Annotated in this window: 25 protein-coding genes; 6 read left to right on the forward strand and 19 right to left on the reverse strand. The window is 51.9% G+C overall.

What is annotated here, in order from left to right; all coding sequences use genetic code 11:
- Nucleotides 1–2: 2 nt before the first annotated feature.
- From cobS to L3K52_00365, 6 genes are all read right to left on the reverse strand, one after another.
- Nucleotides 3–743, reverse strand: a complete 741-nt coding sequence (gene cobS / locus L3K52_00340) for an adenosylcobinamide-GDP ribazoletransferase (protein UOG92198.1) — start codon at nucleotides 741–743, stop codon at nucleotides 3–5.
- The gene (gene cobT / locus L3K52_00345; protein ID UOG92199.1) at nucleotides 743–1,798 is read right to left on the reverse strand and encodes a nicotinate-nucleotide--dimethylbenzimidazole phosphoribosyltransferase; all 1,056 of its coding nucleotides are present in this window, start codon (nucleotides 1,796–1,798) and stop codon (nucleotides 743–745) included. Before cobT ends, cobS begins: the two co-directional genes overlap by 1 nt.
- Nucleotides 1,782–2,315: a bifunctional adenosylcobinamide kinase/adenosylcobinamide-phosphate guanylyltransferase gene (cobU, locus tag L3K52_00350; GenBank protein ID UOG92200.1), complete on the reverse strand. Its 534-nt coding sequence runs from the start codon at nucleotides 2,313–2,315 to the stop codon at nucleotides 1,782–1,784. The genes cobT and cobU overlap by 17 nt, the downstream gene beginning before the upstream one ends.
- A gap of 7 nt (nucleotides 2,316–2,322) precedes the next feature.
- Entirely contained in the window at nucleotides 2,323–2,859 is a 537-nt protein-coding gene (locus tag L3K52_00355; GenBank protein ID UOG92201.1) for a gamma carbonic anhydrase family protein, read from the reverse strand.
- Nucleotides 2,856–3,380: a DUF4143 domain-containing protein gene (locus L3K52_00360; protein UOG92202.1), complete on the reverse strand. Its 525-nt coding sequence runs from the start codon at nucleotides 3,378–3,380 to the stop codon at nucleotides 2,856–2,858. Before L3K52_00360 ends, L3K52_00355 begins: the two co-directional genes overlap by 4 nt.
- Nucleotides 3,381–3,894: 514 nt before the next feature.
- Entirely contained in the window at nucleotides 3,895–4,476 is a 582-nt protein-coding gene (locus tag L3K52_00365) for an NUDIX domain-containing protein (protein UOG92203.1), read from the reverse strand.
- 259 nt (nucleotides 4,477–4,735) lie between these two features.
- On the opposite strand from L3K52_00365, the gene L3K52_00370 reads away from it, so the two are divergent.
- The 3 genes from L3K52_00370 to L3K52_00380 all read left to right on the forward strand — a co-directional run bounded on the left by L3K52_00370 (nucleotide 4,736) and on the right by L3K52_00380 (nucleotide 6,361).
- Nucleotides 4,736–5,722 carry an HNH endonuclease gene (locus tag L3K52_00370; protein UOG92204.1) on the forward strand — a complete coding sequence of 329 codons (987 nt, stop codon included), beginning with the start codon at nucleotides 4,736–4,738 and terminating at the stop codon, nucleotides 5,720–5,722.
- A 140-nt stretch (nucleotides 5,723–5,862) separates the two neighbouring features.
- The gene (locus L3K52_00375) at nucleotides 5,863–6,159 is read left to right on the forward strand and encodes a BrnT family toxin (GenBank protein UOG92205.1); all 297 of its coding nucleotides are present in this window, start codon (nucleotides 5,863–5,865) and stop codon (nucleotides 6,157–6,159) included.
- Complete coding sequence (locus L3K52_00380) at nucleotides 6,152–6,361, forward strand: BrnA antitoxin family protein (GenBank protein UOG92206.1); 210 nt, start codon at nucleotides 6,152–6,154, stop codon at nucleotides 6,359–6,361. Before L3K52_00375 ends, L3K52_00380 begins: the two co-directional genes overlap by 8 nt.
- A 19-nt stretch (nucleotides 6,362–6,380) precedes the next feature.
- On the opposite strand, the gene L3K52_00385 is transcribed toward L3K52_00380, so the two are convergent.
- The 4 genes from L3K52_00385 to speA are packed head-to-tail and all read right to left on the reverse strand — an operon-like array spanning nucleotide 6,381 to nucleotide 10,518.
- Nucleotides 6,381–7,628, reverse strand: a complete 1,248-nt coding sequence (locus L3K52_00385; protein ID UOG93948.1) for a type II toxin-antitoxin system HipA family toxin — start codon at nucleotides 7,626–7,628, stop codon at nucleotides 6,381–6,383.
- Complete coding sequence (locus tag L3K52_00390; GenBank protein UOG92207.1) at nucleotides 7,628–7,876, reverse strand: YcgL domain-containing protein; 249 nt, start codon at nucleotides 7,874–7,876, stop codon at nucleotides 7,628–7,630. Before L3K52_00390 ends, L3K52_00385 begins: the two co-directional genes overlap by 1 nt.
- Before the next feature lie 4 nt (nucleotides 7,877–7,880).
- A complete protein-coding gene (locus L3K52_00395; protein ID UOG92208.1) occupies nucleotides 7,881–8,594 on the reverse strand; it encodes a hypothetical protein in 714 nt (237 codons plus the stop codon).
- A 22-nt stretch (nucleotides 8,595–8,616) separates the two neighbouring features.
- Complete coding sequence (gene speA, locus L3K52_00400; protein UOG92209.1) at nucleotides 8,617–10,518, reverse strand: biosynthetic arginine decarboxylase; 1,902 nt, start codon at nucleotides 10,516–10,518, stop codon at nucleotides 8,617–8,619.
- Nucleotides 10,519–10,941: 423 nt separating this feature from the next.
- Here speA and L3K52_00405 point away from each other — a divergent pair, with 423 nt between their 5' ends.
- Both L3K52_00405 and L3K52_00410 read left to right on the forward strand, forming a co-directional pair.
- Complete coding sequence (locus tag L3K52_00405) at nucleotides 10,942–11,262, forward strand: DUF1840 domain-containing protein (GenBank protein UOG92210.1); 321 nt, start codon at nucleotides 10,942–10,944, stop codon at nucleotides 11,260–11,262.
- A gap of 136 nt (nucleotides 11,263–11,398) precedes the next feature.
- Nucleotides 11,399–14,185 (forward strand): S8 family serine peptidase, encoded by a 2,787-nt coding sequence (locus tag L3K52_00410; GenBank protein UOG92211.1) that lies wholly within the window; start codon nucleotides 11,399–11,401, stop codon nucleotides 14,183–14,185.
- A 256-nt stretch (nucleotides 14,186–14,441) separates the two neighbouring features.
- Here L3K52_00410 and L3K52_00415 read toward each other — a convergent pair whose 3' ends face one another.
- From L3K52_00415 to L3K52_00455, 9 genes are all read right to left on the reverse strand, one after another.
- Nucleotides 14,442–14,867, reverse strand: a complete 426-nt coding sequence (locus L3K52_00415) for a F0F1 ATP synthase subunit epsilon (GenBank protein ID UOG92212.1) — start codon at nucleotides 14,865–14,867, stop codon at nucleotides 14,442–14,444.
- Nucleotides 14,868–14,876: 9 nt separating this feature from the next.
- The gene (gene atpD, locus L3K52_00420) at nucleotides 14,877–16,253 is read right to left on the reverse strand and encodes a F0F1 ATP synthase subunit beta (GenBank protein ID UOG92213.1); all 1,377 of its coding nucleotides are present in this window, start codon (nucleotides 16,251–16,253) and stop codon (nucleotides 14,877–14,879) included.
- A gap of 40 nt (nucleotides 16,254–16,293) precedes the next feature.
- Complete coding sequence (gene atpG / locus L3K52_00425) at nucleotides 16,294–17,151, reverse strand: F0F1 ATP synthase subunit gamma (protein UOG92214.1); 858 nt, start codon at nucleotides 17,149–17,151, stop codon at nucleotides 16,294–16,296.
- A gap of 15 nt (nucleotides 17,152–17,166) precedes the next feature.
- The gene (atpA, locus tag L3K52_00430) at nucleotides 17,167–18,708 is read right to left on the reverse strand and encodes a F0F1 ATP synthase subunit alpha (protein UOG92215.1); all 1,542 of its coding nucleotides are present in this window, start codon (nucleotides 18,706–18,708) and stop codon (nucleotides 17,167–17,169) included.
- Nucleotides 18,709–18,735: 27 nt separating this feature from the next.
- On the reverse strand, nucleotides 18,736–19,272 hold the full coding sequence (locus L3K52_00435; protein UOG92216.1) for a F0F1 ATP synthase subunit delta: 537 nt from the start codon (nucleotides 19,270–19,272) through the stop codon (nucleotides 18,736–18,738).
- Nucleotides 19,273–19,283: 11 nt separating this feature from the next.
- Nucleotides 19,284–19,754 (reverse strand): F0F1 ATP synthase subunit B, encoded by a 471-nt coding sequence (locus L3K52_00440; GenBank protein UOG92217.1) that lies wholly within the window; start codon nucleotides 19,752–19,754, stop codon nucleotides 19,284–19,286.
- 34 nt (nucleotides 19,755–19,788) lie between these two features.
- Nucleotides 19,789–20,073 carry a F0F1 ATP synthase subunit C gene (gene atpE, locus L3K52_00445; protein UOG92218.1) on the reverse strand — a complete coding sequence of 95 codons (285 nt, stop codon included), beginning with the start codon at nucleotides 20,071–20,073 and terminating at the stop codon, nucleotides 19,789–19,791.
- A gap of 59 nt (nucleotides 20,074–20,132) precedes the next feature.
- Entirely contained in the window at nucleotides 20,133–21,008 is an 876-nt protein-coding gene (atpB, locus tag L3K52_00450) for a F0F1 ATP synthase subunit A (GenBank protein UOG92219.1), read from the reverse strand.
- A gap of 62 nt (nucleotides 21,009–21,070) precedes the next feature.
- Nucleotides 21,071–21,412: an ATP synthase subunit I gene (locus tag L3K52_00455; GenBank protein UOG92220.1), complete on the reverse strand. Its 342-nt coding sequence runs from the start codon at nucleotides 21,410–21,412 to the stop codon at nucleotides 21,071–21,073.
- Between the two features lie 217 nt (nucleotides 21,413–21,629).
- Here L3K52_00455 and L3K52_00460 point away from each other — a divergent pair, with 217 nt between their 5' ends.
- Entirely contained in the window at nucleotides 21,630–22,121 is a 492-nt protein-coding gene (locus L3K52_00460; protein ID UOG92221.1) for a thioredoxin fold domain-containing protein, read from the forward strand.
- Nucleotides 22,122–22,151 lie beyond the last annotated feature (30 nt).

Here is a 22,151-nt window from a genome sequence, read left to right on the forward strand (position 1 = left end):
CCTTACGCTGGCAAGCCCAATGCCACCCCCAGCAGCCACAACATTTCACCACTTTCCAGTGTTGCACCGGCGGTATCACCGGTACAACCTCGCAAGCGCTGTACCATCATCCGCCGCAACAACCAAAATCCCAGCAGTACCGCCCCCAAACCGTGCAAGGAAACCAGTGCCACCAGCAGCAACGTTGCCAGTGTGAGCCACCACGCCATGGTACGCGGTAAATGCGCGGTAACTGCACTGGCTAAGCCGCCCGCCCGCACGTAAGGTGTCGTCAGAAACAGTAACAATACCAGTGCCCGTCCCAATACCGGAGCCAGCAAGACCACCCACCACACACTGTTTTCAAGGATCACCACCAGCGCGGCGAATTTCAGCAATAACAACCCGACCAGCGCGATTGCACCCGCCGCACCGATCAACGGGTCTTTGAGAATGCGGTGCGTCTTTTCCACATCGCCGAAACCGCCAAGCCACGCATCGGCACTGTCTGCCAGCCCATCCAGATGCAGCCCGCCAGTAATAGCCGCCCATAACACGGTCACTATTGCTGCCAGCAATACCGCCGGTGCGTGTGGAAACAATACCAGCGGGAGGCACAACAAAGCACCAATCAGCAAGCCCACCAATGGATAAAATAAAGCTGCCCGCCCAAAATCCACTGCTTCCAGCTTCCCCAAATCCGGCACTGGAATACGGGTCAGAAATGACAGCGCAAGGAAAAAATAGCGGGGTATATTATGCATCACAATCGCGCTGCCGCTTCACCCGCCACCGCTGCTTCAGCAAACGTTGCCATGCGATTATGTAAAGCGCACGCCATGCGCAACAACGGCACAGCCAGCGCCGCGCCACTGCCCTCCCCCAACCGCATTTGCAAATCCAACAACGGCTGCAAACCCAGAAAATCGGTTGCCAACACATGCCCCGGTTCGGCAGACGCATGACTGAGCAATAACCATTGCTGCACATTCGGCTGCTGTTGCACTGCCACCAATGCGGCGGCGGTGCTGATAAAACCATCCACCACAATGGGAATGCCCCGTTGAGCCGCCCGCCAATACGCCCCGACCAATGCGGCAATTTCAAACCCACCGACGCAACGCAATGCCTCCAACGGCGCATTCAGGTGATGGCGATGCACATCAAGAATGCGTTGAATAACATTCACTTTATGCGCAATACCGGCAGCATCAAGCCCTGTGCCTGCGCCGGTGGCGACGCTTGGTGCAACATCCAGCAAGGCACAATACAACACGGTCGCGGCGGTGGTATTGCCGATGCCCATTTCACCACCAATAAACAGGTGTGCTTTATTCGCATAGGCGCGTTCGGCAGCGGCGTAGCCTGCTTGCAGTGCAAGATTGAGCTGGCTGTGGGTCATCGCGGGGGCTTGCGCACTGTTTGCCGTACCCGCACCGGCACGTTGACTGATCAGCCCTGCATGGTTTAGCGGGTCTTTGACACCGACGTCGATGATTTCCAGCGTTGCACCCAGCTCTCGTGCCAGTACGCTGATAGCGGCACCACCGTTGAGAAAATTGTGCACCATTTGCCCAGTCACCCCTTGCGGGAAGGCGGATACACCCTCTTCCGCCACACCGTGGTCGGCGGCAAAAATACTGATGTGAACCCTATCGGCACGGGGGTTTTCACGGCCTTGCAGCGCTGCCAATGTCACTGCCAACGTTTCCAACCTGCCTAACGCGCCGCTAGGCTTGGTGAGTTGTTGCTGACGTTGTAAAGCAAATTCTCGGTAATGTTCTGTCGCGCTCGCGCAGGGTTCATTCAGCCAATCCATTGAAATGTCCTTTTAATACCTGTGGCAAACCTGCCACCATGAACACCACCGTTTCCAGTTGTGCGGCTAATTGCTGATGCAAGCGCCCTGCGCTGTCAACGTAACGGCGCGTCAATTCGCCCAATGGCACGACGCCCAACCCCACCTCGTTACTGACCAACAGGGTATGCCCCGGCAAACGCGGGAGTGTCTGTAACAATGCGGTGGTTTCCGTTTGCAAACGTTGCTCGTCTTCCAAACACAGCAAATTGGTCAACCACAGTGTTAGGCAATCCACCAGCAACAGCCGGTGTGAAGCAGCATGATGTTGCAGGGTGGCGGCAAGTGTTAATGGCTCTTCTACTGTCAGCCAATGTGCAGGGCGAGTAGCGCGGTGATGGGTAATGCGTTCTTGCATTTCAGCGTCATGCGCTTGCGCAGTCGCGATATAAATAACCTCGTGACCGGACTGTTGCGCTAACGTTTCGGCATAATGGCTTTTACCAGAACGTGCACCGCCGAGAATCAAAGCTTGCATACTGTTTTCACTCCGAGGCAGCCGTTCTTAGCGCCAACTTTGCATAGTAATTCGCCGAATAGCTGAAATATGCCCGCTCTTTTTCGGTCAGCGCCCGCGTTCGTTTGACCGGGTTGCCGACGTACAAATAGCCGCTTGCCAAACGCTTGCCCGGTGGAACTAAACTGCCTGCACCGATCATTACCTCGTCTTCGACCACTGCGCCATCCAGCACGATAGCGCCCATGCCCACCAAACAGCGGTTGCCGATGGTGCAAGCGTGTAACACGGCTTTGTGACCGATCGTGACTTCATCGCCAATCAGCAGCGGGCGACCTTCAGGCGAGGAATACGGGCCGCCGTGCGTGACATGCAGCACCGCGCCGTCTTGCACATTGGTCAAGTTGCCAATGCGAATGTGGTTGATGTCGCCGCGCACTACCGCCATCGGCCACACCGACGAACCTTCGCCCAAGGTGGTTTGCCCGCTGACATACGCCATCGGGTCGACGTAGGCGGTCGGGTGCAGCGTTGGGGTGTGGTTTTCAAAGGCTTTGACGGTCATGAATGGCATCCTAGGGGTGGTTTTTCTAACGCAAGCGATTGTACCAGCCACGCCTGCACCTGCGTATACGGCAATACCGTAAACGCACTGCGCCGTTGTGCTTCCGCCCCGCCGTACACCAATGTCATACCGGCAATCCGTTCACCCAAGGCAGTTTTTACCCGTGTGGCGGCTTGCATGGCATCGCTGGCAACCGTTTGCGCGGACTTGATTTCCAGCAGTTGCAATTTATCGCCGGTTTCCAGTAGCAAATCGGCTTCGTTGTGATTGGCATCGCGGTAGAAAGACAGGTTGGGTTTTGCACCTGCGTTATGTAGCGTTTTCAGCACTTCTAACACCACGAGATTTTCAAACAAGTTGCCCCGCAGCGGGTGTGTGGGTAGATACGCGGGCTGGGTAATCCCTATTAGCCATGCGGCAAGCCCCACGTCGTAAAAATAGAGCTTGGGCGATTTGATCAGGCGTTTGCTGCCATTGCTGAACCAAGGCGGCAGGCGAAACACGTAACTGCACCAATTCACGCAAATCGCGCTGCACGTAGGTTTCAAAGTAATCACCCAACGCCACAGCAGGGTTGATAACAGTTAGCATAAATGTTGTGCCTAATTATCCAAGTATCACCAAAATGGGTAACTTTGTCGTCATCAATGTGGAGAAATAGCGCAATATCTACTATGTTGATTGAGTGATTGACGGTTTTCTCAAACCTGTTTTGGGAGGTAAGTCCGGTTGCTTTGGCACAATCATCTACGGCGAGTTACGCCGGATGTAAAGTCTGTGGAGAGGTCGTGAGACCTGGGGGAGCAAGCGGTCGCCTCATCAGCGTAAAGCCCCCTGCTGTGGGAGTTTTAATGGCAATAACCAAGCCGTTCCTCTGGGCAACCTCGATGAAGCAGAAATCTGACAATAAATCTATCATGAGTAGGTTTGTATAGGTTCAGAATAACGGAGTATGTGGCGTTGAATCATGACGCACCCTGCAAATCTGAAGTAGTACTTCATTTTTGCATAGAATCAATCGCGCCAACAAGCGCATTAACGGGGTGGTTTTTCCAATGCCAGCCATTGTAAGGCAATGATTGCTAAGGATGCTTGGATTTTACCGGCTTTGAGCCATGCCAGCGCGGTGTGGCGCGGGATGACGGATACGCGAATGTCTTCGTGTTCTTCGGGCAAGCCGTGGATGCCGGTGGGTACAGCGGATAAGTCGACGGGGGCGTAATACAGGCTGACGATTTCGGTGGAGCCGCCTGCGCTGGGGTAAAAGTCGATAATGTGTTCCAGCGTGTCGATGGTGCAACCGGCTTCTTCTTGGGCTTCGCGGCGTGCCACGTCTTCGTTGCTTTCACCGTCTTCGACGATGCCTGCGACGATTTCGACCATCCACGCGCCTTGGGCATCCCGCAAGGCAGCACCGGGGCGGAATTGCTCGATCACCAACAGCGTATCGGCGACGGGATCGTGCAATAGCACGGCAACGGCATTGCGGCGCTCGAAAATTTCCCGCCTGACCGTCCCCGACCAACCGCCTGCAAACAGCTCGTGGCGGAATTCGTAGGCATCCACACGGAAAAAGCCTTTGTACAGATTTTGTTGGGAGAGGATGTCGAATTTCATGGGATCTTGATGGTGGTTTGTGGAATGGGCAGTGTGGAACAGGGGGGAGGGAATTGCAATTTTTTGGGCGGTGTAATGGGCACTGGCAGTGGGGCTTATGGTGGGCATGACGTAATTTTGGGTAGACGATCATTTTGACAATTTTTAGGCGTTAAAAATAACTCTTGTGATAGCGATCACTTTTTGAACAAGAAAAGTTTGTTAAAATCAGCTTTTATTTGCTAAAACGCTTAGAATACAAAAACTTGGAGGTTACTAAATGCCATTACTATTTTGTAATATTTCTTGGATGCGTGAATATAGAGGTCACTATAGAATTGACTGTCAAGAAATTGATCAGCCTAAAAGAGGTGGAAGCTACGTTGATACTCATGGAGAAGCTCACGAATGCTGTAACTTTTTAGAAGACAAACGTGGAATTGTTTATGGACATGTTGAAACATGGAAAGGTGATGAAAATGGCTATGATGCTCAAATCAGAATTGAAAATTTAGGGGCTGATAAAAATGATACATATATTGATGGGGTAGATGTGATTTGGATAGCAACTCATCAAGAGGGGGGACGGCGAGTTATAGGATGGTACAAAAATGCCAGAGTCTATCGAGAGCGACAACATCATAATAAAAATAAATATCCGACAAAACAACATGAAAGAGATAAAGTTAGTAGTTATAGAATTACAGCAAAACAAGAAGATATACATATGATGATTGAGGATCAAAGAAATTTGATAATAAATCCTAGTAAAAAAAGAAAAGGATTTCCGGGAATGAACTCTATTTTCTATCCTAGCAATTACAAAGAAAATAATGAGCTAACAGAGTTCTTAATAGAGCTAAATACTGAAATAGATAAAACCAGCAGAAAAGCAACTGATTCTTTTAACCCAGTTGAAGAAACTGACTCAGTTGAAGGAAGTTGGGATTTTGAAGGAAAATTACAGCTTAAACAACATCTTGAAAAAGAACGCTCGAAAAAACTTATTAAAGATTTCAAAAGTAAACTAACCAATTATTCATGCTCTATTTGTGGATTTTCCTTTGAAGACACTTATGGAACATTAGGATATGGTTTTATAGAAGCACATCATATAATCCCGATTGCTACACTTACGGAACAAACTAAAATGTCACCATCTGATCTGATTGCTTTATGTTCTAATTGCCATCGAATGTTGCACCGATCAAATCCACCACTTTCAGCAAAGCAACTGCAAAGTTTGATTGGAAATCACAAAAAATAAACTGCAATTTTGTTTTATAATGGATGATGTAAAAGCCCGCATCTTTGTCCAATCTACTCCCCGATGCTCCCGTAAATTTAGACGGGAACATCTAAAATCCGCTCTTGCGCTGCACTACAATGTAATTATATCATAAGGTCATGAGCAGCCTGAAATTTGAGTGGGATGAACGCAAAAACATCCTAAACCAGAAAAAGCACAATGGTATCTCCTTCAAAGAGGCGGAATCTGTGTTTGCCGATGATTTTGGTCTTCTTATCCCCGACCCAGATCACTCGGAAGGCGAAGAACGCTTCATCTTGATGGGAGTCAGTGCGTATTCACGGCTGTTAGTTGTCTGCCACTGTGAACGCGATCACGACACAATCCGTATCATTTCCGCACGAAAAGCAGACAAATTTGAACGACGGCAATATGAAGGTGGTCGCCATGCGTGAAACTTATGATTTTTCAAACGCCATCAAAAATCCCTACGCTAAACGGATGAAGCAACAAATCACCATCCGTATAGACCAAGATACCGTGGATTACTTTAAAGCAATGGCTGACGATAAAGGCATTCCTTATCAGAGCCTTATCAATTTGTACCTGCGTGACTGTGCAAACACACACAAACAATTGGATATATCGTGGGCGTGAAAATCCCAACGAGCAAAGATTAGCGAATCCCATCGAAAGCCGAGCGTAACCGCATCGCCTTACGCTCCGGCTGGTCAATGAATGTCCGCAAATACCCAATATCTTTACCCGACACCCCAAGACTCGCGAAAACCTGATCCCATTCCGCCACCACCGCCGCCACCTTGAACCACTCTTCAATCGCCTGCTCACGGCTCAACCCAAACAAACCACATTCCGACAGCGCGTTAGCCAATGTCCCCAGCGCCCCCTGCTTGCCAACCCCCATCTGCTGATAACCCGCGTTTGACGTATTCGGCAACACATCGAAAGCAGGCGCAAGCGACCAAAACCCCGCCTCAAACACAAACGCATGATTCTTTTCGTGATCGTCAGAATTCTCAATCAAGATATTGAACGCCATCCGCCGAAACAACTCCGCCCGCTGCTGCGCTTGCACATCCGCCGCCCCCGCTTGCAACAAAAACGCTGCCATTGCCCCATAGCTCAACTCATCCAGCGGCGCACCAAACCCCACCCCCGCCAACAACACCGTTTTGGCAGAAAGGGTACGCAAACGCTGGTTTGCCCGTCGGTCAAAGCGTTCAACCGCCACCACATGCCCAAAGAGTCCGGGCAGTGCCACCGAATGCGCCACAGTAATACCCGCTTGCGCCGCCAATCTCAGCGACGCATGTTCAATCAACCCAAGATCAATGTTTGCCCCACGCGGGAATTTGGCAATCCAGTCCTTGCCCGCCATCGTCACCAAGGCTTTGGGGTGCGCCCCGCCCATCGTTTTGGTCGTTCCCGCCATCAGCTTTTCCTGCTCGGTCAGGGGTTCATTCGCATCAATCCGCTCAATCAATGCCTGTAAAGCGTGAATCGAATCAGCACTCGGCAATGGCTCGCCCCGATGCGGCACATAACGGGATTGATCAACCGAAAACCCCAACGCCCCGAAACGGTGATCACCCGCGTAATACAAAAAGTCCAAAGCCGTTGCCCGTGGCGGGTTATCAATGAAACGGATTGCCCGCTCACCCCAACGGTCAGGCATTGCATCATCCAACGCGCCAAACAACCGATCACGTACCGTGGGGGTCAGCACAGCGCGTTGCAACGGCATATCGCCCGACAACGGGTAGCCATTTGCCAACCAACTACGCTCGTAGGTAAATGCCACACCGCGCCCGCCCAATGCCAGCGATGCCGTACCCACCCGCACGGGAGTCTGCGGATCAGTCAAACTCCAAACCGCTAACTCATTACCCGGTAGCACTTGCATCAACAAGACAACTCTTCATTCGGCGGCAATTGCAAGAAAAACCCATTCGCCTGCATCACCCGCCGCACTTCGCTGGCAGCAATGTTAAATTGCAACTGGCGCTCATCGTCCAGAAAAAACTCGAACGAAAATTCAGGCACGCCAAAAATCGTCAATAAAACCTCAGGGACTCGCGCAAAATTATCCCTTTCCGGCAGAAACAGGAATGACCCCTGTTTGCGCCGACTGCGGTAAACGTAGCATTGCATGGCGTTACTCCTTGCCTTGTTCGTGTGTCATCACAGCCACCTCGCGGATGTCAGCAATTTTCAAAGTGCGCGTCACCGTGCCCCCCTCCAAGCGCTCTTCCAAACCAATTTCACTGGCAGAAGTCGTGATAAGTTTACCTTCACGCTTGCGCCCGTCTTTCTGCGTAATGCGCACGTATTGCCCGCTATTCTCCGACAATTTACCCAGTTCAATCGGCTTGAACACCACGTGGTATAAAGCGTTAGCCGGTAAACTTTTCGCCCCTGCCAACACATCCGCCGGTTTAGGCGGGGGTGCAGGAACGGGTGCGGGCGTTACGGCAGCGGCAACAACTGCTGGCTGCTCAATACGCACATTAGCTGGAATGTCGATGGTATGCGTAACCGGCGCGGCGGCGGCGGGTATTTCCACCGCTGGCGGTGCAGCACTCACCGGCGCAGACACATTCATCCCCATCGCTTGCGCCTGACGGTAAACGTGCTGATTTGCACCCGCAAACCAAGCTACCGCTGCCAATAACACGCCGATAAAGCTGGTAATGACCCAACCGCCGACCCGATGCCACATCGCAGGCAATGTCAGCAGATTCACCCCCGGAATCAGTGCCACCACCCCCGTGACCGGATGCCGCTGGAAACAAATCCCCGCCATCACCAACCAACCCAGCAAAAACAACACCGCACCTAACAGCAGCACACCTAACAATACGTATTCCATAAACTTTCCATTCGCCCCCGAATTAATCTTCGAGGTAAGTATAACCGATTAAACCTGCTTCTATTTCACGCAACAGCATTTTTTGGCGCTCAGAATCATCGACCGCTGCGGCAAGTTTGCGGCGACATTGCGCCAACAAATCTTTCGGCTCGAAATGCACGTAGCGCAACAACTCATCAATGGTGTCACCGCGCTCTGGCTCGGACAACTGGTAACTGCCATCCGGTAACAATTCCACATTGATGGAATCGGTGTCACCAAACAGATTATGCAAATCGCCGAGAATTTCCTGATACGCGCCCACCATGAAAATTCCCAGCAAATACGGCTGGCCTTTTTGCAGCGAATGCAGCGCCAGCGTGCTTGCCAGCCGCCCACTTTCCACATAAGTCGACACCGTGCCGTCGGAATCGCAAGTTAAATCTTGCATGGTGACGCGCCGATCCGGGTTTTCCTGCAAGCGGTGCAGCGGCATGATCGGGAAAATCTGCTCGATGGCCCACGCATCCGGCATCGACTGGAACAGCGAGAAATTGCAGAAATATTTATCCGCCAATTTTTCTTGCAAGCTGGTTTGAATTTCCGGCTCTAACACCTCAAACAGCTCCGGTTGGCTGAGCAGTTTGCGGCAGATCGCGCGGTGAAACTCTTCCGCCCGCGCCCGTTGATTCAAGTCGATCGAACCGTGCGCGTACATGCCGTGCGCCTCGTCCAACCAATACGCCGCGTCGTGGTAGATTTCCGACGGCGGCAAGCGCTTGCGGTTGTGATACAGGCGAAACAGGTTGTGCAAGATCATCGGCTCTTCATCGTCCGGCTCGCTCAGCGTAGGCTGCACTTCCGGCTGTTCCGGGTCAGTGTCGATAACGTTGGTGATTAATACCGCGTGATGGGCGCTTAAACCGCGCCCGGATTCGGAGATGAAATCGGGAAACGGCAGTTCGTATTCTTCGCACACGTCTTGCACGCTGCGCACGACGGTATTGGCGTATTCCTGCAAACTGTAGTTGATCGAGCATTCGTTGCGCGAACGGGAGCCGTCGTAATCCACGCCCAACCCGCCGCCGACATCGACCACGCGAATGTTGGCACCCAAACGATGCAATTCCGCGAAATAACGGCTGGCTTCACGCATCCCGCGTTGAATGTCTTGGATATTGGCAATCTGCGACCCCATGTGAAAGTGCAGCAATTGCAGGCAATCGAGTTTCCCAGCGGCTTGCAATTGCTCAATCATGTACAAGGCTTGCGCGGCTGACAGACCGAATTTGGACTTCTCGCCGCCGGTGTTTTGCCACTTGCCTTTGCCGAGGGTGTACAAACGGGTGCGGATGCCGAGTAAGGGTTCAATGCCGAGTTTGGCAGCTTCTTCCAGCGTTTCGGCGAGTTCCGAGGGTTTTTCCACGACGATAAAAATGCGGTGTCCCATTTGTCGCCCAATCAAGGCGAGGCGCAGGTATTCACGGTCTTTGTAACCGTTGCAAATGATGGTGCTACCAGTGGGCGCTGAGCCGAGCACCGCCATGAGTTCGGGTTTACTACCTGCTTCCAAGCCGACTTGTGCGCCGCCACCTTTGAGGATTTCTTGAACGACGCTGCGTTGCTGATTCACTTTGATGGGGTAAATCGCGGTGTACTGGCTGCTTTGCCCGCAATCGGCAATCGCTTGGTTGAAAGCGCCTTGCAAGCGTTGCACCCGATCATGCAAGACATTGACGAAGCGTACCAATAGCGGGAAACGCATTCCGTCTTCGTTATGGACGCGCATCGCGAGGGCGTGCAAATCGACTTGCTGCGCCGGGTTGCCGGGAACGCACATGGCGACGTTGCCTGCGGCGTTAATGTCGAAATAGCCATCACCCCAATGCTGGATGCTGTATAGGCGACGGGCTGCTTCAATGTTCCAAGTGTTGTGGGTGTACATGGTATTCCTGCTGGCGTGGATGGCACGGTTTCAAGGTGTGCAGGATACTAGAAAAATCGCCAAAATAAATACCCCCGCTTTCGGAACGGGGGTTAGAGGAGTCGAAGCATGGTCAGGCGTCTTGTTATTATTAATGATTAAGCCTACTCACTGCCTCTTGGGGCTTGCTGATAAATACTTGTTGTTGTTTCGCTGTTCTGACTGAAAGAACTATTGCAACCGCTATGCCAACCCCTCGAAAAAATTTAAGCAACTGATAAAGCTGACTTTATTGGCTTTCACTGCATACCAATCAAACAACGACCCTAGCAATACTGTCAGAAAACGACAGGCCGCGCGTCAGGGGCTGACAAACCTGCCAGTGTCACGCGCTTTGGGTATATAATTGGTGCATGATTTTTCTGATTTGACGAGGAGCCAGCCATGATTCGCTTTACCAGCCCTGCCGCCGCCAGCGTTTCCATGTTTGAAAAAGACGCGAAAGCCCTGATTCGCATGATGGGGCACAGTGGTGCCATTCCCAGCGCCATCCGTGCCGAAGATGTTGCCACCGCCCTGCAACACTTGGATGCGGCCTTGAAAACCGAAGCCGCGCAAACAGAACTTCCCAACAAACTGCCAGAGGAAGCCGAGGAGCCCGTGATCACCACCAATGTCCGCGCTTATCCGCTGCTGCAATTGCTTAAAACCGCCCTAGCCACACAAAAGAACGTCATGTGGGAACACGATCATTCATTTCTCTAAAACCGTTCATCCGTTTTTTTTATACGTCAGAGTGGCTGATCAGCGGATAAAACTCAGTTATCCATAACGGGCAATACTTCTTCACACGGCATTCTTATGCTGTATGCATGATAACTTCTCCCAAAGGGTGATAACCATGCTAAAGAAGATTCTGCCCAGCCTGTTTTTGTCCTGCCTCGCATCGAGTGCGGTGGCGGTAACACTGCCTGCACCGCTACCGCCGCTGCCAACCACCGATCAAATCATTGTCAAACTGAAACCCAATGTCAGCAGCACGCGCCGCGCTGTGCAAACCGCCGTCGATGCTGTCGGCATGGGTATTCGTTCCACTTACAAACGCAGCATGGCTAACGGGGCGCACATTATCCAACTCCCCGCGCCAATGACCTTGCAAGAAGCCAGCGACTACGCCACGATCTTGCGGGCTGACCCCACGGTGGAATACGCCGAACCTGACCAATTAATGTTTTTGGACGCGGAACTCACCCCCAATGACACCGCGTTTGATCGCCAATGGCAATACGCCTCCCCCAGCCTGTATCCCGGTTCCGCCAATTTACCGACGGCGTGGGGTGAAACCACGGGTTCAGCCAATGTGGTGGTCGCAGTGGTGGATACCGGCGTGCTCAGTCATCGCGACCTTGCCCCACGTTTAAGCGGCGGCACGGCGGCATTGGCTGGCTATGATTTCATTAGCAATGCCATCAATGGCAATGACGGTGACGGGCGCGACAGCGATCCTTCTGATGCCGGTGACTGGATCAGCAGCGACGATATTGCCACCAGCCAATTCAGCACTTGCAGCCTGCACAATAGCTCTTGGCACGGCACGCATGTCGCAGGCACGATCGGTGCGGTCAGCAATAATGCCATCGGCGTCACCGGGGTGGATTGGCATTCACGCGTGTTGGTTGCCCGCGCCATGGGCAAATGCGGCGGTTATTTATCCGACATTAGCGACGCCATCCGTTGGGCAGCGGGCGAAACTGTCAACGGCATCACCAACCCTACCCCTGCCCACATTATCAACCTCAGCTTGGGCGGTACGGGTGCGTGTGGTGCTACGTATCAAGACGCCATCAACGCCGCTACCGCACGCGGCACAACCGTGGTCAGCACGGCGGGCAATACCAGCACCGATGCCAGCAACCACCGCCCCGCCAATTGCCAGAATGTCATCGCCGTGACCGCGCTCACGCAAACCGGCGGCAAGGCCGACTTTGCTAACAGCGGCACAGTGGTCGATATTGCCGCCCCCGGTGTCAGCATCTATTCCACACTGGACGGCGGCAAAACCACGCCACTTAACGACAACGCCTACGCCAGCTACAAAGGCAGCAGCATGGCAGCACCGCACGTTTCAGGCGTGTTAGCGTTAATGTTAGCGGCTAACGAACACTTGACCGATGGCAGCATCCCTGCCGCCGCCCGCCCTGGCCTGTTAGAGCAAAAACTCAAGGCCGCTACTCGGACATTCCCAACCGGCACCGGCAGCGACTGCACCGACGTTACGTGCGGCGCGGGTGCCTTGGACGCCTACCGTGCAGTCATGGCGGTTAAAACGCCACCCGTTGCCAATGCAGGCAGTAATCAAAGCGTGCAAATCGGCGCCGGTGTAACCCTGCATGGCACTGGCACCGACAGCACCCCCGCCGGTGCCATTGCGCAATACCGCTGGGAACAAACCGCTGGCACCCCGGTCACGTTGTCTGACCGCAGCAGCGCCAACCCCACTTTTGTGGCACCAGCCGAAGCCGGAACACTCGCCTTCCGCCTCACCGTTACCAACAATGTTGGTTTAAGCAGTAGCAGCTACAGTAACGTTACTGTTACCGCTAGCGCATCCACCACTACCTGCGACCCCAGTAATCTAGCGCTCGGCAACAATGCCACCGGGCGTTGGAGCAGCGATTGTGCCTCAACGCATCGCAGCGTGAATCATCGCGCTCGCTACTACACCTTCACCTTGAATAGCCCTGCAACCATCACCGCCAACCTAACCTCTACACAACAAGACGCTTATTTGTATTTGCTGCAAGGCAACGGCACAACGGGGACACTGCTAAGCAGCAACGATGACAACGGCAGCTCGACCAATTCTCAAATCGTGCAAGCCCTGCCAGCAGGCACTTATACACTGGAAGCCACCACCTATTACGCCAGCCGTGACGGTGATTTCAGCATCAATGTTACGCAACAAGTCGCCCCACCCAGTGATAGCTGTGGCTTGCAAGCACTGACCGCTGGGCAGAGCGCCAGCGGACAATGGAGCAGTACTTGTACTTCGGTGCATCGCGGTGACGCCTACTACGCCAGCTATTACACATTCACGCTGGCAACAGCGGCAGAAGTCAGCATCGCGTTGGAATCCAGTCAGCAAGACACCTATTTGTTCTTGCTGGAAGGCGCAGGCAAACAAGGCAATGTCCTGACCACCAACGACGACAGTAACGGTGACACTCACTCACGCATTGTGTACAGACTTGCCGCCGGAACTTACACGCTCGAAGCCACCACCTACCAAACAGCACGCACTGGTGCGTTTTCGATCAAAGTTGACGCACAAGCGGACACCAGTGCCTGCACCTCGCAGCGCATCGACTTAGGCAGCAGTGTCGCAGGGGAATGGTCAAGCGCGTGCATCGCGGCGCATCGTGGCAGCGCTTATTACGCAGCGTATTACACGTTTACGCTGGCAACACCGGCGGAAGTCACCCTAAGCTTGGATTCCAGTGCGCAAGACACTTACCTGTATTTGCTGAGTGGCAACGACCAACAAGGAGCAGTCATTACCAGCAACGACGACAGCAACGGCACCAGTAATTCACAAATTACCCGCAGCCTCGCCGCCGGTACTTATACATTGGAAGCCACCACGTATCTGACAGGACGCACCGGCGCGTTCAATGTGCGCGTGCGTTAAAGCGTTATCAGTCGCGAAACCCGCTATAATGTCCCTATCACACACTACAGGCACGGCACATGAAAAAATTACCTATCGGCATTAGCACTCTCGCGGACTTCAACGAAGTGCGCTATAGCCTAAAATACCTATTAGAACAGTACAATACTGCTTCCCTATAAGAACCCCATCTCCAGATAGGACATTAAGTCTATTCCCCCTATAGCAAAAAGGCTCCCGAAGGAGCCTTTCTGTTTTTGCGGACTTGCGTCGAAACTCAGTGACCGCGTAGCTTACCAATCCGGTGCAGCATTTCGATCTGCGCCTTCGCTGATTCTAGCTCAGTCTGGATCGCCTCATAATCGAGGTCTTCCGGGTCTTTGCCTTGCAGCGCGTCTTGGGCTTGCTTCATCGCTTCACGTGCAGCGGACTCGTCAAGGTCTTCCGCACGCATCCCGGTATCAGCCAATACGGTTACAACGTGTGGCTGAACTTCCAGCACACCACCGGAGACGAACAGCGATGCCATCCCATCTGAGGTTTTGTACTGCAATTCGCCTGCACGCAGCTTGGAAATCAACTGTGAGTGACGTGGAAGGATACCCAATTCACCCATTACACCCGGTGCAATCACTTCTTCGACCGTGCCAGAAAACAAGGACTGTTCTGCTGTCACCACATCCAAATGAAATGTCATCGCCATGATGCCCCCTTAGAGCTTCGTAGCTTTTTCAACAGCTTCGTCGATGCCGCCGACCATGTAGAACGCTTGTTCTGGCAAGTGGTCGTATTCACCGTTGAGGATCGCTTTAAAGCTCGCCAGCGTATCTTTCAGGGTAACGTACTTACCCGGTGCGCCCGTGAACACTTCCGCGACGAAGAACGGCTGGGACAGGAAGCGTTGGATACGACGCGCACGACCGACGACTTGTTTGTCTTCGTCAGAGAGTTCGTCCATACCCAAGATCGCAATGATGTCCTTGAGTTCTTTGTAACGTTGCAGGATACCTTGCACGCCACGCGCGACGCTGTAGTGATCTTGACCAACAACCAACGGGTCAAGCTGACGCGAGGTGGAGTCAAGTGGGTCTACCGCCGGGTAAATACCCAATTCTGCGATGTTACGTGACAATACCAGTGTCGCATCCAAGTGGGCGAACGTGGTGGCTGGGGATGGGTCAGTTAAGTCATCCGCCGGAACGTAAACCGCTTGGAAGGAGGTGATCGAGCCAGTCTTGGTGGAAGTGATACGCTCTTGCAGTGCGCCCATTTCTTCCGCCAGTGTTGGCTGATAACCTACCGCTGATGGCATACGCCCCAACAGTGCGGATACTTCCGTACCCGCCAGCGTGTAACGGTAGATGTTGTCAACGAACATCAGAACGTCACGGCCTTCGTCACGGAAATGTTCCGCCATCGTCAGACCAGTCAACGCGACGCGCAGACGGTTGCCGGGTGGCTCATTCATCTGACCGTAAACCAGTGCTACCTTGTCGATAACGCCGCCTTCAGTCATTTCGTGGTAGAAGTCATTCCCTTCACGAGTCCGCTCACCAACACCCGCAAACACGGACAAACCGCTGTGTTGCTTGGCGATATTGTTGATCAGCTCCATAAGCGTAACGGTTTTACCAACACCCGCACCACCGAACAAACCGACTTTACCACCTTTGGCAATCGGCATGATCAGGTCGATAACCTTGATGCCGGTTTCCAAAATGTCGATACCGGATGACAATTCATCATACGCCGGTGGCGCACGGTGGATTGGCATTTTCTTGTCGTGAACGATGTCGCCAGCGTTATCAATCGCTTCACCCAGAACGTTCATGACACGCCCCAAAGTGCCTGCGCCGACTGGAACACAGATCGGTGCGCCGGTATTGGTCGCAACCATGCCGCGCTTTACGCCGTCAGACGTACCCATCGCGATAGCGCGAACCACGCCATCACCCAACTGCTGCTGGACTTCCAAAGTCAAACTTTGGTCGGCTACGATTAATGCATCGTAGACCGCTGGCACGGCATTGCGTGGAAATTCCACGTCGATGACCGCGCCGATTACTTGAACGATATTTCCAGTACTCATGTGCCTGGCACCTCACTAAATTGTAAAATCCGTAACAGCCTTAGACCGCTGAAGCACCCGCAACAATCTCGGAAATTTCCTGAGTAATTGCCGCCTGACGCGCCTTGTTGTAGATCAGCTTCAAATCGCCGATCATTTTACCCGCGTTGTCGGATGCGCTTTTCATCGCCACCATCCGCGCTGCCATTTCACAAGCAACGTTTTCAACAGCGCCTTGGTAAACCAGCGATTCAATGTACCGCTGCATCAATGCGTCAATGACTTCTTTCGATTCAGGTTCGTAGAGATAGTCCCAATGGTACTTAATGGAATCCGTTGAATCGGCGACTACCGGGATGAGCTGCGTCACCTGCGGGCGTTGCGTCATACTATTCACGAATTCATTTTCAACCAAGAAAAGGCGATCAATGCGGCCTTCTTCGTAAGCATCTAACATCACCTTGATCGAGCCGATCATATCCGCCACTTTTGGGGCATCGCCCATGTGGGTTTTCTGAGCGACAATCCCATAGCGACGGAAAGCCGCAGAAGCTTTGGCACCGAAAACGCAAATGTCAACTTCGACATCCTGCTTTTTCCATTCCGCCATGCTTTGCAATGCTTTCTTAAACACGTTGACGTTCAAACCACCGCACAAGCCCCGGTCAGAGGACATAATGATGTAGCCGACCCGCTTCACGGTTTCACGCGTTTGGGTATAAGGGTGTTTGTACTCAAGATGACCTGCGGCCAAGTGACCAACCACTTGGCGCATTTTGTCAGCATAGGGACGGCTGGCTTTCATCCGTTCTTGCGCACGGCGCATTTTGGACGCAGCAACCATCTCCATTGCTTTAGTGATCTTCTTGGTATTGCCGATACTCTTGATCTGGCTTAGTATTTCTTTACCACCTGCCATAGGAATAACCTCCCATTACCAAGTGTTTTTCGACTTGAAAGTTTCCAGCGCGGTTTTCATCGCACCAGCAATCTCGTCGTTGAAATCACCTTTCTCATTGATTTTATCCAGCAGTGCTTTCTCGGAAGAACGCAGATAGCTCAGCATCGCTGCTTCAAAATCCACAACCTTCTTCGCGTCTACGTCATCGAGGAAACCCTCGTTAGCCGCAAACAAAGAGAACGCCATTTCTGCTACGGACAGCGGAGAGAATTGCGGCTGTTTCATCAGTTCAGTTACACGTTGACCACGTGCCAACGACTTGCGCGTGCCTTCGTCGAGGTCGGAGGCGAACTGTGAGAAGGCTGCCAATTCACGGTACTGCGCCAGTGCCAAGCGCACACCGCCACCAAGTTTCTTGATGATCTTGGTTTGTGCAGAACCACCAACGCGGGATACTGACAGACCGGCGTTGATCGCAGGACGGATACCCGCGTTGAACAGGTCGCTTTCCAAGAAAATCTGACCGTCAGTGATCGAGATTACGTTGGTTGGAACGAACGCGGAAACGTCACCGCCTTGGGTTTCGATGATTGGCAGCGCGGTCAATGAACCTGTCTGGCCTTTCACTTCACCTTTGGTGAATTCTTCAACGTACTCTTTGTTCACGCGGGAAGCGCGTTCCAGCAAACGGGAGTGCAGGTAGAAAACGTCACCTGGGTAGGCTTCACGACCCGGTGGGCGGCGCAGCAACAGGGACACTTGACGGTAAGCCCAAGCTTGCTTGGTTAAATCGTCATACACGATCAAGGCGTCTTCGCCACGGTCACGGAAGTATTCGCCCATGGTGCAACCCGCGTAAGGCGCGAGGTATTGCATGGAGGCAGGGTCAGCCGCAGTTGCTGCGACGATAATGGTATATTCCAGTGCGCCGTATTCTTCCAGTTTGCGAACCACGTTAGCCACGGAAGAGGCTTTTTGACCGATAGCCACGTAAATACATTTTACGTTTTTGCCTTTCTGGTTGATGATCGCATCAACCGCTACCGCCGTTTTACCCGTTTGGCGGTCGCCGATAATCAACTCACGTTGACCACGACCTACAGGTACCATCGCATCCAGTGCTTTCACACCGGTTTGCATCGGTTGGTCAACCGATTTACGCTCGATAACACCCGGTGCCATGCGTTCAATCGGCGAGAAACCGTCGTTGTCAACAGGACCTTTACCATCAATCGGATTGCCCAGTGCGTCAACGACGCGACCCAGCAGACCACGACCGTGTGGTACTTCTAAAATACGACCAGTACATTTTACGGTGTCGCCTTCAGTGATACCTTTGTAATCACCAAGGACAACCGCACCGACAGAATCGCGCTCCAGATTCAATGCCAGACCGTAAGAACCGTTAGAGAATTCGATCATCTCGCCAGACATTACATCGCCAAGCCCGTGAAGGCGGACGATACCATCCGTAACGGAGACAACCGTACCCTCAGTGCGAGCTTCAGCACCGGACTCAAAGCTGCTAATGCGCTTTTTGATCAGGTCACTGATTTCAGTTGGGTTAAGTTGCATATGCTATTCCTCAATTATCGGCTGGGCTTAACGCGCCAACGCCGCCTTCATATCTTTCAGCCTGCTTTGGATTGAGCCGTCAATCACCAAGTCACCCGCGCGAATTACCGCACCGCCCATTAGAGCCGGGTCAACTTTAGTGACGAGCTTAATCTCACGTCCCAAGCGTTTTTGGAGTGCCGCAGCAAGTGCCTGCTGCTGGTCATCGCTCATTTCTTGAGCAGAAATAATTTCCGCTTCAACTGCGCCTTCCGCTTCTGCCTTCATTTGCTCATAAAGGGTAGAAATATCGGGCAACAAGCTAAAACGGTCATTTTCTGCCAATGCCTTGAGCAGATTGCGGCCTTGCTCATCGAGTGCATCACCTGCAATCTCGCCGAGCACGTCCGCTTTCTGCTCTTTGGTCATACGAGGATGAGCCAACAAAGCAGATGAACCGTCAGCCGCGACGACCGCAGACATGGCTGCCAGTTGTGCTGACCATTCGGTCAGCTTCCCGGCTTCCTGCGCCATCTCAAATACCGCACGGGCATAAGGACGGGCAGCGGTTGTCAAATCAGACATGGTTCACCACCTTAAATTTGCGCAGCCAATTCATCCAATGCTTTAGCGTGAGCGCTGGCATCCACTTCGCGACCAAGAATTTTTTCAGCCCCGGCAATTGCCAGCGCAGAAACCTGTGAACGCAAGCTTTCACGAGCGCGGGAAACTTCCTGCTCGATGTCCGCCTGAGCAGCCACTTTGACGCGACCCGCTTCATCCACAGCAGCATTCTTGGCTTCATCGACGATTTCGGACGCACGCTTTTGGGCTTGTGCGACGATTTCGGCAGCTTCTGCCTTTGCTTTTTTCAGCTCATCCAATGCCTTCTGGCGAGCCAACTCTTCTTCATGCTTGCCTTTTTCGGCAGCAGCAAGACCATCAGCGATACGTGCTTTACGGTCTGCCAGCATTTGAGTCATCGGTTCCCACAGAACGCTCTTAATAAACAGAACCAATACGGTAAAAACCAGCATTTGTCCGATTAGCGTTGCTGTTACGTTCATGATTAATCTCCTCTTTGGATAAAGTCAGGAAGGATTAACCAGCCAGAGCCGCTTTAGCACCTGCAATGAACGGGTTAGCAAACGTGAACCACATAGCAATACCCAGCGCGATCATTGGGAATGCTTCCATCAAACCACCAGTGAACAGCATTTGACCAGTCAATTGCGCGCGAACTTCAGGCTGACGAGCAATGCCTTCGATAAACTTAGAACAAATCAAGCCCCAACCCAGTGCAGAGCCGAAAGCTGCCGCAGCCAAGATGATGCCCACTACGATAGCAGTGTTGGAATAGATCATAGCAATATCAGTTGGATTCATGAGAGAACTCCTAAATAAAAATTAAAAAACAAAAAACGGAAAAACTTTGTCAATAAGCATTAATGATCATCGTGCGTTTGAGTAGCCAAACCCAAATAAACGATAGTCAACAGCATGAAAATGAACGCCTGCAATGGGATAACCAACAAGTGGAAAATCGACCACAGTAATCCCAACGCGATCTGCGCAGGCATCGCCCATACAGAAAACGCCAGTAAAGAAATCAACAGGAATAATAATTCACCCGCGAACATGTTTCCGAAAAGACGCAAGCCAAGACTGACAGGCTTCGCGATTTCTTCAATCAATGTCATCATTAGATTGATGGGGGCAAGAATCACCTTCACTACAGGATTTTTGGCAGCGAAAGGATGAAGGAAAAATGACATGAGGTAGCCGAACAGCCCTTTGCTCTTGATATTGTAGATAATGATCAAGACAAATACTGACAAAGCCAAACCAAAAGTTGTGTCTAAATTGGTCGTGGGCACTACTTTCAAATACGCTTGATGCGGGTCACCACCAAATAAGCCGTAAATGCCGGACCACAACGCTGGCAACAAATCCACTGGAATCAAGTCCATCAAGTTCATCAACAAAACCAGCACAAAAATCGTGATCGCAATCGGGCCAACCATACGGTCAGCACCAGGGAAAATGTCTTTCACCTGCTGATCAACAAACTCAACCACGATTTCAACTACATTTTGGAAACCCGAAGGTCGATTCGGATCAAGATTTCTACCCACTTTCCAAGCAAAAAAGCCAAACAAACCTGCGAGTAACACCGTGAACAAAAAGACATCAACGTGGAACACATTGAAGTCAACAATGCTGACTGCTTCACCGTGTTCAACACCGACACTCCAGTTGGTCAAATGGTGCTGGATATACTCAACAGGATTTGAGATTGCTGGCGCATTAGATTCGCTCACAATTCACCCCGTACACAAAGTTAAAAAATCGTTATGGGCTATCGACGTCAATTTATACTTACTTATTTTTCCGCCGCGAACCAGTATGCCACTTGCGCCACTGCAAATGTCCCTAAGAGCGGAACAGGCAATAACGCCAAATATTGTAACCCAAAGCCTAACGCTACTAGCACAAACAAAAAACGTTGTGCCGCACCCATCGCTATGATGTACACGCCCTGATATGCACTTTCTTTCGCTACTTCGCCAGCGCGTTTCAAACGGCTAACCAACAGCATGGTATTGACCAATGCAATGCTGCCACCGTACAAAGCGGGCAAAACGGCTTCATCACCGTGGTAAAATCGCGACACCACTACACCAGCCAATATTAAGATCGCTTGAATAATAAGTATATTGCGCATCCGTTCCTTAGTGCGTTAGTGGTTATGCGGTGTTCACAAACGAAACGGAGTATAGATATATAGTAATATACGGTCAACCACTAGGGCTCACCCTGACCCATTGAGCAGCGATGTTGAATTATATATCTCTTTTGGTATATCTCGCAGCAACCGGATGCCTTATGCTTGATTGCTTACGTAAAATAATGGTGCTAATCAATTGGGAGAAATGAATTTTATGAAAAAACAACAGCATATCATCACGCGCTTGTTATTAAATTGGGTGTGGAGTTGGGTATTTCTAGCGCCTGTAGCATGGGCTGAAAGCATTATACCGCTGGCATCTGACTTCAACGCTTTGCAACAAGAGATGCGGCACCAAAATCTGCCACTATTGCTGGCATTTCGGGCGGATTATTGTGGATTTTGTCGGAAATTGGAGACAGAGCATCTCGAACCGATGGTGCGCGATGGTCAGTATGCGACACGCATCCTCATTCGGCGCTTTGATGTAGGCAGTGACCAGACAGTGACTGATTTTAACAGCAATAACATCAGTGCTGAGGCGTTTGCGGAGCGCTATCAGGCATCGCTGACACCAACGCTGCTGTTTTTAGACGCAGAAGGCAAAGAAGTGGCAGAACGTCTGCTTGGCTATAACAGTCCCGATTTTTACGGTGCTTATTTGGAACAAGCGATTAGTACCGCACAACAAGCAGTCAAAAAATAAACAAAAATAGGGGCGTGATAGCGTCACGCC

The sequence above is a fragment of the Candidatus Thiothrix sulfatifontis genome (genome assembly GCA_022828425.1).
GTDB lineage: Bacteria > Pseudomonadota > Gammaproteobacteria > Thiotrichales > Thiotrichaceae > Thiothrix > Thiothrix sulfatifontis.